The 12802-nt window shown below is 27.4% G+C and carries 14 protein-coding genes; 3 read left to right on the top strand and 11 right to left on the bottom strand.

The window, feature by feature from the left end; translation table 11 throughout:
• Positions 1–211: 211 nt before the first annotated feature.
• The gene (locus WC168_RS04800; protein WP_372617842.1) at positions 212–709 is read right to left on the bottom strand and encodes a transglycosylase SLT domain-containing protein; all 498 of its coding nucleotides are present in this window, start codon (positions 707–709) and stop codon (positions 212–214) included.
• 65 nt (positions 710–774) lie between these two features.
• Positions 775–1503 (bottom strand): carbon-nitrogen hydrolase family protein, encoded by a 729-nt coding sequence (locus tag WC168_RS04795; RefSeq protein WP_372617840.1) that lies wholly within the window; start codon positions 1501–1503, stop codon positions 775–777.
• 64 nt (positions 1504–1567) lie between these two features.
• Between WC168_RS04795 and WC168_RS04790 the strand changes: the two genes are divergently transcribed.
• Positions 1568–2245 (top strand): response regulator transcription factor, encoded by a 678-nt coding sequence (locus WC168_RS04790; protein ID WP_066350620.1) that lies wholly within the window; start codon positions 1568–1570, stop codon positions 2243–2245.
• The gene (locus tag WC168_RS04785) at positions 2223–3554 is read left to right on the top strand and encodes an ATP-binding protein (protein ID WP_372617837.1); all 1332 of its coding nucleotides are present in this window, start codon (positions 2223–2225) and stop codon (positions 3552–3554) included. The genes WC168_RS04790 and WC168_RS04785 overlap by 23 nt, the downstream gene beginning before the upstream one ends.
• 2 nt (positions 3555–3556) lie before the next feature.
• Here the strand turns inward: WC168_RS04785 and ccoG are convergent, their stop codons facing one another.
• Together ccoG and WC168_RS04775 are read right to left on the bottom strand one after the other, a co-directional pair.
• The gene (ccoG, locus tag WC168_RS04780) at positions 3557–4873 is read right to left on the bottom strand and encodes a cytochrome c oxidase accessory protein CcoG (protein WP_372617835.1); all 1317 of its coding nucleotides are present in this window, start codon (positions 4871–4873) and stop codon (positions 3557–3559) included.
• Positions 4874–4945: 72 nt separating this feature from the next.
• Positions 4946–6181, bottom strand: a complete 1236-nt coding sequence (locus WC168_RS04775) for a glutamate-5-semialdehyde dehydrogenase (RefSeq protein ID WP_372617833.1) — start codon at positions 6179–6181, stop codon at positions 4946–4948.
• Between the two features lie 117 nt (positions 6182–6298).
• Here WC168_RS04775 and WC168_RS04770 point away from each other — a divergent pair, with 117 nt between their 5' ends.
• Complete coding sequence (locus WC168_RS04770) at positions 6299–6934, top strand: hydrogenase-4 component G (protein WP_372617831.1); 636 nt, start codon at positions 6299–6301, stop codon at positions 6932–6934.
• Between the two features lie 5 nt (positions 6935–6939).
• Here the strand turns inward: WC168_RS04770 and WC168_RS04765 are convergent, their stop codons facing one another.
• The 7 genes from WC168_RS04765 to dapA all read right to left on the bottom strand — a co-directional run bounded on the left by WC168_RS04765 (position 6940) and on the right by dapA (position 12793).
• Positions 6940–7335: a PAS domain-containing protein gene (locus tag WC168_RS04765; RefSeq protein ID WP_279133581.1), complete on the bottom strand. Its 396-nt coding sequence runs from the start codon at positions 7333–7335 to the stop codon at positions 6940–6942.
• 13 nt (positions 7336–7348) lie between these two features.
• Positions 7349–8749: a methyl-accepting chemotaxis protein gene (locus WC168_RS04760; protein WP_372617829.1), complete on the bottom strand. Its 1401-nt coding sequence runs from the start codon at positions 8747–8749 to the stop codon at positions 7349–7351.
• A gap of 76 nt (positions 8750–8825) precedes the next feature.
• Positions 8826–9506 (bottom strand): YggS family pyridoxal phosphate-dependent enzyme, encoded by a 681-nt coding sequence (locus WC168_RS04755; protein ID WP_372617827.1) that lies wholly within the window; start codon positions 9504–9506, stop codon positions 8826–8828.
• A gap of 10 nt (positions 9507–9516) precedes the next feature.
• Positions 9517–10575, bottom strand: coding sequence for an RIP metalloprotease RseP (gene rseP / locus WC168_RS04750; protein WP_066159274.1), 1059 nt, complete (start codon positions 10573–10575; stop codon positions 9517–9519).
• Positions 10576–10584: 9 nt separating this feature from the next.
• The gene (gene pgsA / locus WC168_RS04745; RefSeq protein WP_066159271.1) at positions 10585–11127 is read right to left on the bottom strand and encodes a CDP-diacylglycerol--glycerol-3-phosphate 3-phosphatidyltransferase; all 543 of its coding nucleotides are present in this window, start codon (positions 11125–11127) and stop codon (positions 10585–10587) included.
• Entirely contained in the window at positions 11127–11906 is a 780-nt protein-coding gene (locus WC168_RS04740) for an enoyl-ACP reductase (protein ID WP_066159268.1), read from the bottom strand. The genes pgsA and WC168_RS04740 overlap by 1 nt, the downstream gene beginning before the upstream one ends.
• Positions 11906–12793: a 4-hydroxy-tetrahydrodipicolinate synthase gene (gene dapA, locus WC168_RS04735; protein WP_372617824.1), complete on the bottom strand. Its 888-nt coding sequence runs from the start codon at positions 12791–12793 to the stop codon at positions 11906–11908. Before dapA ends, WC168_RS04740 begins: the two co-directional genes overlap by 1 nt.
• Positions 12794–12802: the final 9 nt, after the last annotated feature.

Raw genomic sequence — 12802 nt, 5'->3', positions numbered from 1 at the left:
ACTAACATTTTTACACCAAGATTTAAAAACATCTCTTTTATTTGTGAGATATCATCAGCTCCTATAACTAATACAGACATAACTGCTCCTTTTGATAATTAATATCGATATTATTATAAAAAGAAACTTTAATTTTGATTAACTTGAGACTTATTATCAATAATATTTTTTGAAGTTATGTTTTAAGAGGGTTAGAGCATAAAGCTCTAACTTATACATTTATTTTTTTAAGCTCTCTAATAATTGAAGCTATCTCTCTTGAGTAAGTTCTTGCTTTCTTTGAGTTATATCTATATCCAGCATTGTAACTTCCCCAAACTTTGTGCCAGTCATTTTTATGAACTTTTTTCCAAAATGTTAACTCTTCAATTGCATTTTGTGTAGCAAATTCAAAGTCAAAAACAAGTTTTGATGCAAATACATTTCTATTCCAAGAAGTATCTCTAAGATTTTGTCTATTTAATACAGTTGTAATATTTGCTTGGTACATTCCAAAATCTTTTGAAGATATATTTATCATGTAAGCTCCAAGTTTTGACTCTTTTATAGCTATTGCCATAAGAGAGTAGCTAAGCCCACTATCTTTACCCATTTTTTTAATCTCTCTTAACATCTCTAATTGTTGAGGAGTTAGATTTTTAAGATCAAGTGCGTGAGTAAAAACATTAAAAGTTAATAAAAAAGTTAAAATTAAAAATTTTATTTTCAACGGTTTCTCCTATATTCTTATTCTAATTTAACCTTAATTATATTTTAAAATCATTTAAATATTGATTAACAAATTTTTTTATTTAAACCAATATCTATATATTTTCTAACTTTTTCTATCTCATTTTTATCAAATCTTTTATTTAAAATATCTTTTGAATCATCTTTTAAAACTTCTCCAAACGGGCTAATTATTGCACTTCCTTTTGCCATATTATCATTTGCACTATTTGAAGCTATTACAAATGCTTGATTTACCAAAGCAAGAGCTTTACTAATAGATTCGTAATGATCTTTTCTTTTTACTCCCCACATAGAAGGATTTAATATAATATCAGCTCCTTTAATCTGCTCCCAAAGAATTGGAAATCTAAGTTCAAAGCAGATTAAAGTAGCAACTTTTAAACCATCTATATCTATGATTTTTATACTATTTTGTTTTGATGGTGAAAAATATTTATCCTCTTCTCCTAGAGGAAATAGTTTTATTTTATCTTGTGTATGAATAATTTGATTTTTGTAAAATATAAAAAGTCTATTGTAAAATTTATCATCTTCTTTTACAATTGTTGTAATTGCTATTGCTTTACTGCTTGAAAGATTTTTTAAATCTTCTATAATTTTTTCACAAAAATCAGAAGCTTCATTCATCCTATCATAAGCGAATCCTACAACAGCTAATTCAGGAGCAACTATTATAGAGTTTTCTTCACATGATGTTATTAATTTTTTTAAATTTTCTAAATTTGTTTCAAAATTATTTGAAGTTTTTATTTGTAATGATACTAAATTCATATTTTCAACTCTCTACAAGAAATAGCCGAATTCTAACATAATGATTTATAAGATATAATCCAAAATGTTAAAAAAATATAATAATATAAAAATTTTATATGTTGAAGATGATGATATAGCAAGAGAAAATGGTGTTGAGTATTTAGAAAACTATTTTGATACTATTTATGAAGCTTCAAATGCCTCAATAGCTTTCCAAATTTATGAAAAATATAGACCAGAAATTATTATCACTGATATTCAAATGCCAAAGATAAATGGTTTGGAATTTGTGAAAAGAGTTAGAAAAATTGATAAAAAAACTCAAATTATAGTAATAACTGCATTTTGTAATAAAGAGTATTTACTTCAAGCAGTTGAGTTACAACTTGTAAAATATTTAATAAAACCAATAAATGAAACAGATTTTAAAGAGGCTATTTCTCTATCTATTGAATCTTTAGAAAATGATATTTCAAATATATTTAAATTTGATGATAATTCATACTTTGATACTTTTAATAAAGTTTTGATAGTTGAAAATAATATTGTAAAATTAAGAGCTAAAGAGATTCTGTTTTTAGAGTTACTTATTAAAAACAAAAACAGATATGTAAGTTATGAAGAGATTGAATCTTATGTTTGGTTTGATAATATTATGACAAAAGATGCTTTGAAAACTTTAGTTAAAAATCTTAAAACAAAACTTCCAAAAAATATTATAGAAAATCTCACAAATATTGGTTATAAAATTGGATGCTAATATAAGTTTTATACTTTTTTATGGTATTACCTTTGGTATTTTAATAATGACAATTGTATATACTTTTGTAAGATATCTTTACTCAAAAGAGATTTTTTATGTAAGTTATTGTTTTATGCAGATTTTTTCACTAATTTATATTCTAGCTTATAGTAATCTTTTTGAAATTTCAAATTTAATTAAAGAGATAAGTTTAGTTTTAGCCTCTTTATTTGCTCTATTTTTTGCTATCAACTATTATGATGGAAAATTTTTACCAAAAATTAGAAACTATAAAGAACTATTTTTTAATACTTTTTTATTTAATATTGTAATTTTAACAGCATTTTATCACTATATTTTATTTGAGTATTTACCATATACTATAGTTTATGCAATACTATTTATATCAATAGTTTTTAACTTAAAGCAGGGATTTAAACCAACACTTTTTTATGTAGTTGGATGGTCTGTTTTTTGTATTATTCTTTTTATTTTTGATTTTAAAGATTTTTATATACAACAAAATTATTTTGATTTAGTTTTAATTGTATTTGCAATTGAAGCTATGCTTTTTACAATATCTGTAGCATATAAATATAATGATTTAAAAAGACAAAATAAAGAGTTTGAAAAGCTTATTTTACAACAATCAAAATTTGTAAAATCTGGTGAAATGATAGCAAATATAACTCATCAATTTAGACAACCACTAAATAACATCTCATATATTTTAATAAATTTGAAAACAAGATTTGAGAATAATAGATTAGATAAGGAGTTTTTTGATAGAAAAGTAAATCAGGCAAATGAACAGTTAAATTTTTTATCAAAAACAATTGATGATTTTAAAGAGTTTTATATACAAGATAAACAAAAAGAGATTTTTTTAGTAAAAGATTCTATTTTTAATGCTATTTCAATCTTGAGTGCTGATTTAAAAAAACATAATATAAAGCTTGATTTAGAGTTCAAAACTTTTGAAGATATAAAAGTTTTTGGTGTAAAACATGAGTTGTCTCAAGTTGTTTTATCTATAGTTTTAAACTCAATAGATATTTTAAAAAATATAGAAAATCCAGAGATATTTATCAAAGTTTCATCTTCTAGTGCAGAAGTTATAATAGATATTGTTGATAATGGTGGTGGAGTAAAAATTAAAAATCTAAAAAAGATTTTTAATCCATATTTTTCAACAAAAAAAGATGGAACAGGTATAGGTTTATATTTATCAAAAATAATTATAGAGGATAGTTTTTTAGGAAAATTAGAGGTTGAAAATGAAAAAGATGGAGCGAAATTCTCCATCTTTATAGAAAAAGTTATTTAAAATTATGGTTTTGAGAAGACTAATTTTCTAATGATTTTATAATCTTTTTCTAAAGTATATATCTTTATATTAATTGGAATGTTTTTTGAATCAATATTTTTTAAATCATTTGTACTCTCAATAATCAAGATTTTTTTAGCTCTTTTTCCAGACTTAAGAGAAACTTGTTCAAATCTTTTGATTTTAAAATTTTCTTCATCTTGTAATTTTATATTAAAAGTCAAATCTTCATCTTGAGTGTTGTGAATAGTTAAAATGTAGTTATTTGAAATATTTTTATCTTCATTTATTTTATAAAGTTCGGTTGTTTTGTTAATATTTACTAAAAACTGCTCTTTTTCAAGAGAGAAGTAAAATGCTAAGAAAATAGATAAAAATAGTGCAAAAAAGTAGCTAATATTTTTCTTTGTAAAAATTGAGATATTTTTTTTATTTAAAACTCTATTTGTACTTCCCCAATTTATAAGAGATTTTTTACCAAGTTTATTCATAACACTACTACAAGCGTCGCTACACTCTAAACAGTTTATACACTCAACTTGAAGACCTTTTCTAATATCAATATGAGTTGGACAAATTCTTACACAAGCATCACATGCAGTACACTCTTCACTATTTGACCATTGCGAACTTTTAAAAATCGTTTGTATTCCATTTTGATAAATTTTTCCACCACGATTGAAATCATAAGTTACCTGTTTTGTATCGTCATCATATAAAACAGATTGTATTCTTGAGTAAGGACATACATATACACAAAAATTCTCTTTCATAAATACAATATCATAAAATAAAAATATCGCAAGACTTACAATAAATATAATCATAAAACTATGATTTAAAGGATCTTTAATATACTCAAAGAAATCTTGAGGAGGTACAAAATATAACATAAAGTTTGAAGAGATTATTAAGGTTATAATAAACCATAAAATTAAAGATATATACTTTTTAATTTGGTTTGATTTTTTTGAGTAATCAATATCTTTTTGTTTATTTTTGATTCTTCTTAAATCTAAAATTGTACTTTCTATTAAATCTCTATAAATAACTCTAAATATAGTTTGAGGACATGCCCAACCACACCAAACTCTTCCAAAAATAGATGTAAGAGCAAATATTCCAATAAAAAGAAACATTAACAAAAATGGCATAACATAAAGCTCATTTACATTATAAGCAATACCAAAAAAATGAAACTGCAATTTGTCAAAAGATAGTAGCAGGATTTGATTACCATTTATTGATAAAAATGGTAATATCATAACAAATAGTGTTATAAAAAGATATGTAAAATACCTCTTCTTTGAGTAAGTCATAAATAGCCTCCAAAAATTTTAAGAAATTTTATAAAATTATGGTGGCTATTTGGTGGTATTTTTTAAACTAAGTTATTTTCTAGTTTGACCCTCTCCATAAATTTTATATTTAAATGTTGTTAAATCATTTATTCCCATCGGTCCTCTTGAGTGAAGTTTATTTGTAGAGATTCCAACTTCAGCTCCAAGTCCAAACTCTCCACCATCTGTGAATCTTGTACTTGCATTCGCATACACACAAGCTGCGTCTACTTTGTCTAAAAATTTGTTTACAGCAGAGTAATCTTCACTTAAAATAGCTTCAGAGTGTCCAGAGCCATGTTTTACAATATGCTCTATTGCTTCATCTAAACTATTTACTATTTTAATATTTAATATTTGATCCAAATATTCTACATCAAAATCTTGCTTATAAATTTGTTCTGCATTAATAACTTCTCTTGCTCTTTCACAAGCTTTTATTTGTACATTATAAACTTTAAGTTCAGGTTCTAAATCTTTTAAGAATTTTTTATAAATATCTTCATGAACTAACAAAGTCTCTAAAGAGTTACAAGCACTTGGTCTTTGGCACTTTGCATTTATAACAATTTTAATAGCTTTTTTTAAATCTGCACTTTTATCAACATAAGTGTGGCAAACACCTTTATCATGTTTTACAACAGGAATTGTTGAGTTTTTAGATATAAATTTTATTAAAGCTTCTCCACCTCTTGGAACAATTAAATCTACAAATTTATCTTCAACAATTAGTTTTGCAACACCCTCTCTTGAACTATCAGGAAGTAGTGAAATTGCCTCTTTTGGTAAAGAGTTTGCTATAAGAACTTCTTGTAATATTGAAGCAATTGCTTTGTTTGAGTTTTCTGCCTCTTTACCACCTTTTAAAACACAAACATTTCCACTTTTAAAACATAATGCTGCTGTGTCACTTGTAACATTTGGTCTGCTTTCATAAATAATTCCTATAACACCTATTGGAATAGAAACTTTTTGAATATGCAAATTATCTTTTGTTAGCCAACCATCTAAAACTCTTCCAACAGGTTCTGTTTGTCCAGCTATTTGTCTAATAGCATTTGCCATCTCTTCAACTCTTTTTTCATTTAAAAGAAGTCTATCAATCATTGCAGAACTTAAGTTTAAACTCTTTGCAACTTCTAAATCTTTTTTATTTTCATCTATTAAAAAATTTGTATTTTGTACTAATGCATCTGCCATTTGTAAAAGAGCATGATTTTTTATAGAAGTTTGTAAAGTAGAAATTATATGACTGCTTTTTTTTGCTTTTTCTAAAAACTCTCTCATAAAAACTCCTGATTTTTTTTGTAATATACTAAAGTTTGCCTTTGTAAAGGCTTTTAAAAAAATTAAGTTTAAATTAATTTTAAGAATTGTACAATTTAAAAAATTAAAGGAGAAACAATGCAAGTTTCAAATAATTCTGCTAATTCAATAGATGCTTATAAGCAAAATTCAAGTCAAAAAGTTCAAGCACAAGATGCTACTCAAACATCTAAAAATGTAGATAAAAATGTTGAAGAGATAATAAATAACTCTGCTACAAAAGTAGCAATTTCTATGAATGCTCAATATATATTGTTTGAGATGAATGCAAAATCTATGGCAAAAAATAGTATGTTTGCCCAAGCAGGAATTGATGCAAATAGTATAACAAAAGATCAACAATCAGTTTTGGATTTTTTAAGTGGAAAAGGCAAAATAGATGATATGAGCTTGTCTGATATTGGATACAATGGAAAACCTATTATGGAGCTATCTCAAGATGAAGCAACACAACTTGTAAGTGAAGATGGTTTTTTTGGAGTAACTCAAACTTCTGATAGGGTTGCAAATTTTGTATTTAGTTTTGCTGGAGATGATTTAGAGAAACTTCAAAAAGGTAGAGATGGAATTGTTCAAGGTTTTGAAGAGGCTAACAAGCTTTTTGGTGGAAATCTTCCAGAGATTTCATATAAAACACAAGAGAGAACTTTGGCATTAATTGATGCTAAAATTGATTCAATTAAAAATCCTCAAGATAACAATTCAAAAGAGTAAAGAGTTTATCTCTCTTTATCTCTCATCTGTTTATAAAGCAACTCACACTGTTTTATCTCTTCAATTGTTGCTTTTTTTCTACAAGATATATAACCCTTTGTTCCTTGGCTAGTTGTTGTAGGAAATACAGTTGCAAAAACCCAATAAAAATCGCCACTTTTAGTAGCATTTTTTACATAACCTGTCCAAACTTCACCTCTTTTTACAGTCTCCCATAAATCTTTAAAAGCAGCCTTTGGCATATCTTTATGTCTTACTATATTGTGAGGCTTTCCAATTAACTCATCTACTGTAAATCCAGCTATTTCACAAAAATCATCATTTGCAAATATGATATTACCTTTTTCATTTGTTTCACTTACTAAAAATGCATAATCATCTAATATTATCTCTTTTGACATAATTGTGTTTCCTTTAGCTTACTTTTTTTGTTTTAGCATCTTCTACTAATAGTTGAGCCATTTGTAATGTCTCATTAGCAATTGTGGCAACATTATTTGCTTCTATTGCATTTTCTTGAGTTACTCTATCAAGGTTTGAAATTGCATCATTTATCTGCTCAATTCCTTTAAGTTGCTCATTTGAAGCAATACTTACATCTTGAATAATAGTTATAGTCTCTCCAATTAATCTATTTAGATTATTATAACCTTCAATCATATCATCAGATATTTTTTTACCCTCATTTGTTTTGCTTGTTGCATTCTCAACTAGACTTTTAATCTCTTTTGCTGCTTCTGCACTTCTATTTGCTAGATTTCGCACTTCTTGAGCAACAACAGCAAACCCTTTTCCAGCTTCACCAGCAGTTGCTGCTTCAACTGCTGCGTTTAGACTTAAGATATTTGTTTGGAATGCTATTTGATCAATTACCTCAATAGCTTCATTAATTGCTTCAACTTTAGAGTTTATCTCATCCATTGATAGAGCTGTTTTATTTGCTAAATTCTCTCCTAAAACAACAGACTCTTTAACATCTTTACTTAAGTGTGCCATTTTTGAAGCATTTTGTGTATTATTTTTTGTAATTGAAGTAATCTCTTCAAGAGCCGCAGCTGTCTCTTCAAGACTTGCTGCTTGTAAATTTGCTTTTGAAGCAAGATTTTCAACACTTTGATTCATTACTATTGAATTTTTTTCTAATAAATTACCATTTTCAAGATTTTGTTTTGCATTTGAATTTAACTCGCTACCAAGTTGATTGATTCTCTCCATTGTAAGTCTCATTTTACCTTTTAAAATAGGGTTTATATTCATCTGTTTTCTATAATCATGCTCAGCATACAATCCAACAATTTCAACTAAATCTTCCATATTTTTATTAGCTCTTGAAAGCATATTATTTACAATATTTTTAAGTGTATGAACCATAAAATTATTTGTATCAGAGTGAATTTGAGTTGTATATATTCCTTGAGCCACTTTATCAAGTGCAATAACAAGTTCTCCTAGAACATGCATATCATCTTTTCTCATTTTGTCATATTTTTCAAAGTAGCAGTTTAACTCTTTTAAAATTTGTCCAATATCATCATTTTTTATATATTCAGCTTTTCTTATATGATTTGTTTTAAAGAAGATGAAATCCATTAAATCTTCAATATACTCTTTAACTCTATTAATTCCACCTACAACTCTTTTCATTGAGTTATAACTTATAAAACCAATTATAATTGCAAAAACAATATTTACAGCAACTATAGCCCAGATTTTTTCATTACTTAAGATAGCAACTATACTAATAGCTGCAAATCCTAATTGACTAAGAACCATATTTAAGAAGATTCTCTTCTTTGTAGGAAGATTTACAAACATTTAATTACCACCTTTTTCTAATTTAAATAAAAGCCATATTCTACAATATTAGCTATTAAACTATAATTTTTTTTATTTATTTTTTGAATAAAGATGAACCAACTCTAATTAGATTTGATCCACACTTAATTGCTAACTCAAAATCACTACTCATTCCCATTGAGCAATATTGTGGATTAAAAGGAGCTAATTCATCAAAAATTTTTTTTGTTGTTTTAAAAGACTCTTTTATAATATTTTCATCTTCAACATGAGCACCTATACTCATAACACCTTTTAAAACTATATTTGGACACTTTTCTAAAATATCTTTGTATGTTTTAACTGCAACTTCTGGATAAACACCTGATTTACTATCTTCATAAGCAGAGTTTATTTGAAGTAAACAAGATAGTTTTTTATTTTTAGATTCAAGTTTTTTATTTAACTCAATCGCTAAATCAAGAGAGTCTAAAGATTGAACTAAAGTAGGATTTAAATCTATTAAGTTATTTATCTTATTTTTTTGTAAAGTTCCAATAAAGTGCCACTCAATTGGAAACTCTTCAAGCTCTTCGCTTTTTTGTTTTAAATCTTGAACTTTGTTTTCACCAAAAGCTCTTTGACCAGCTTCATATAGAGTTTTTACATCATTTGCTGTAGAATATTTTGAAACACCAACAATTTTTACAATGTGGTGTTCACTAACTCTTAATCTTGCTGCTTCCACTTTTGTAATTAAAGAGTCTAAATTTTTTGTAGCAGTTTGTTTATTCATAAAAGTCCTTTTAATTATTTAAAAATATCCTATTTATATCGTTATAAATACCTAAAATCATAAGTGAGGCTAAAATTATCCATCCCATAATTGTTAAAAACATAAAAACTTGATCACTTGGTTTCTTTCTTGCAATCATCTCATAAAGATTAAACATAATATGTCCACCATCAAGTGCTGGAATTGGAAGAAGATTTATAACTCCCAAATTCACAGAAATTAATGCAGTTATTGCTAACAGTGCTATTATAGAGCTTTGACTTGCATCACTTATAACTTTTCCAATAGTAATAACTCCACCAATCTCGCTACTTGGAATTACACCTTGAATTAATTTTTGAATACCTTGAAAAATCATTGTTGAGGCAAAGATTGTTTTTTCATAAGCATAAATTAAAGAGTCATAAAAACCTAAATTTAAAGTTACAACTTTACCGCTTGGAGAGATACCAATCATTCTTTTTTTAATGTTTTCATTGAACATATTTTTTGCATCAGAAACTTGAGGATTTATAATTTTTACTAAAAGCTGATTATCTCTTTTTATATAAAATTGTAAAGCACCTTGTGTTGAAGTGATAACTTTACCTATATCATCCCAAGATTTAATCTCTGTATCATTTATTCTAACTATCTCATCATTTGGTTTTATTCCAGCATTAAATGCAACTGAGTTCTCTTGAATTTGACCAACTGCAGGAGCTAAGGTAGTTGCTCCCATTTGAGCCATACAAAAATATAAAACTGCTGCTAATAAAAAGTTTGCAAAAGGACCTGCAAATAAAATTATAATTCTTTGCCAAGGTTTTTTTGTATTGTATGAGTCATTTCCTGTTTCTACTAAAGTAGGTTTTGAGTCATCTTGACCTTTCATTTGTACATATCCACCAAGTGGTATCATAGCAAATTGCCAAGTTGTACCTGCCCAATATTTACTATAAATTGCTTTTCCAAATCCAATTGAAAATTTTTCAACCTTTACACCAAAAAATCTTGCTGCTAAAAAGTGTCCTAATTCATGAAAAAATACTAAAAAAGATAAAACTAATAAAAATGTAATAGTTCCCAATAAAAGCCCTTAATTTTTAAAATAATCTCTTGTATATTCATATCCAGAGTATAAAGTTAATATTACAGCAAACCATAATATTTCTGTTGCAAAAGGCCAGTTCATAGTTAAAAATCCAATTGCAATCATTTGAACTACAGTTTTGATTTTTCCAGCCATTGTACTAGCTACATTTTTACCTTCAGCTACTGCTACAACTCTAAGACCTGTTATAAAAAACTCTCTTGAAAGGATTAAAAAAACAGCCCATACATCAGCTCTATCAATAACCATTAAACCCAAAAATCCAGCAAGAACAAGCATTTTATCAGCAAGTGGATCTAAAATTCCACCAAGTTTTGTCATTTGATTCCAAGTTCGTGCAATATATCCATCAAAAAAATCTGTAACAGAAGCAATTACAAATATAAGTCCAGCAAAATAGTCAAACCAAGATGGATGCCAAGAGGAGAAAAGTGGGTTATCTCTATTTAGAAAAAACCATAGCATTAGCGGAGCTAATGCTATTCTAAATAGAGCTAAAATATTTGGAAGATTTAGATTTTTCGACATTATCTAAAAGTTGTCCCACCGTCAACTATTAATGTGTGACCTGTAATCCATGAAGCATCGTTTGTACATAGGAAGTAGCAAGATTGTGCTAAATCTTCAGGTTGTCCCATTCTTTTTAATGGAGACAATTCAGTTGTTTTTGCTTTTACCTCTTCATAGTTTGTAAATGCTTTTAGTGCATCTGTATCAATAGGACCACCTGAAACTGCATTTACTCTAATATTAAATTCACCAAGTTCATTTGCAGCATATCTAACCATTGCTTCAACAGCAGCTTTGTTTGTTCCATGACCTGCGTAGTTTTCAATATATACTAAATTACCAGTTGAAGATAGAGATACAATTGCCCCACCACCAACTTTTTGCATTCTTTTCGCAGCTTGTTGTGCTCCACAAACAAAGGCATTTACAGTTGCAGTGTAGATATTGTTTAAACCTCTTGGTTTTAGTTTCATAAATTTACCATATCCACCAACAACAGCTCGTCCGTATATCATTGCATTTGAGATAAAGAAATCTACTCTATCAAAATCTTTATCAATCTCTTCAAATAGTTCAACATATTTTTCAGGTTCTAAAATATTAAATGAATATGCTCTACATTTCACACCAAATTTAGCTTCAACATCTTTACAAATATTTTGTGCAACTTCTGCATTTGAGTTATATGTGAATGCAACATTTACACCATTGCTTGCAAATTTATAAACACACTCTTTACCGATACCTTTTGTTCCACCTGAAATTACTAATGTTTTTCCCTTCATATAACTATTCATTATTTTTTTACCTCGTATTTTTTTAATAAATTTTCTAATTTTTTTATTGTATCTTTACTTGGACTTGTTAATGGAAGTCTAAACTCAAGAGTATCCAACAATCCAGCTAAATACATAGCTGCTTTTATTGGAATAGGGTTACTTTCACAAAAAAGTGCTTGATTTAACTCATATAAATCATTGTGTATTTTTAATGCAGTTTGATAATCACCACTAAATATAGATTTAACTAGTTTTGATTTTAAATCTGGAACCAAGTTTGCAGTAACTGAAACAATTCCTTTTGCTCCACTTGCTAGCATTGCAAAATCAACACCATCATCACCTGAAAAAACAAAGAAATTTTCTCTTTGAGATATAATTGATGTAGCACGCTCAAGTGAACCAGTTGCCTCTTTTATTCCATAAATATTTTTTACATCATCAAAAAGTTTAATTGCTGTTTGTGGTAACAAATCAACTCCAGTACGCCCAGGAACATTGTATAACATAAAAGGTATTTCAACACTTGAAGCAATCGCTTTATAGTGCTCATAAAGTCCCTCTTGAGTTGGTTTATTATAGTATGGAGCAATTGATAAAATTGCATCTGCTCCAATACTTTGTGCAAATTTAGCAAGATCACATGCTTCATGAGTTGCATTTGAACCAGCACCAGCAAGAACTTTTGTAGATGTTCCTTTACAAGTTGCAACTGCAACTTCAATACACTCTTTATGCTCTTTATGAGATAAAGTTGCACTCTCTCCAGTTGTCCCAACAGGAGATACAACATCAGCACCGTATGCTATTTGTCTTTTTATCAAAGATTCATATTTTTCTAAATCCACTTTCCCATTTTTAAACGGGGTTACAAGTGCGGTCATTGAACCTATAATATTTTCCATTTTTCCCTT

The sequence above is a fragment of the Aliarcobacter sp. genome, assembly GCF_041672065.1.
GTDB lineage: Bacteria > Campylobacterota > Campylobacteria > Campylobacterales > Arcobacteraceae > Aliarcobacter > Aliarcobacter skirrowii.
The sequence above is the reverse complement of the archived record's forward strand: the minus strand, read 5'-3'. Positions and strand labels throughout refer to the sequence as shown.

Bases quoted from the DNA above. Each gene is read 5' to 3' on its own strand.
- WC168_RS04795 (WP_372617840.1), bottom strand. From the start codon at position 1,503: ATGAATTTAGTATCATTACAAATAAAAACTTCAAATAATTTTGAAACA.
- WC168_RS04790 (WP_066350620.1), top strand. From the start codon at position 1,568: ATGTTAAAAAAATATAATAATATAAAAATTTTATATGTTGAAGATGAT.
- ccoG (WP_372617835.1), bottom strand. From the start codon at position 4,873: ATGACTTACTCAAAGAAGAGGTATTTTACATATCTTTTTATAACACTA.
- WC168_RS04775 (WP_372617833.1), bottom strand. From the start codon at position 6,181: ATGAGAGAGTTTTTAGAAAAAGCAAAAAAAAGCAGTCATATAATTTCT.
- WC168_RS04770 (WP_372617831.1), top strand. From the start codon at position 6,299: ATGCAAGTTTCAAATAATTCTGCTAATTCAATAGATGCTTATAAGCAA.
- WC168_RS04765 (WP_279133581.1), bottom strand. From the start codon at position 7,335: ATGTCAAAAGAGATAATATTAGATGATTATGCATTTTTAGTAAGTGAA.
- WC168_RS04760 (WP_372617829.1), bottom strand. From the start codon at position 8,749: ATGTTTGTAAATCTTCCTACAAAGAAGAGAATCTTCTTAAATATGGTT.
- WC168_RS04755 (WP_372617827.1), bottom strand. From the start codon at position 9,506: ATGAATAAACAAACTGCTACAAAAAATTTAGACTCTTTAATTACAAAA.
- pgsA (WP_066159271.1), bottom strand. From the start codon at position 11,127: ATGTCGAAAAATCTAAATCTTCCAAATATTTTAGCTCTATTTAGAATA.
- WC168_RS04740 (WP_066159268.1), bottom strand. From the start codon at position 11,906: ATGAATAGTTATATGAAGGGAAAAACATTAGTAATTTCAGGTGGAACA.
- dapA (WP_372617824.1), bottom strand. From the start codon at position 12,793: ATGGAAAATATTATAGGTTCAATGACCGCACTTGTAACCCCGTTTAAA.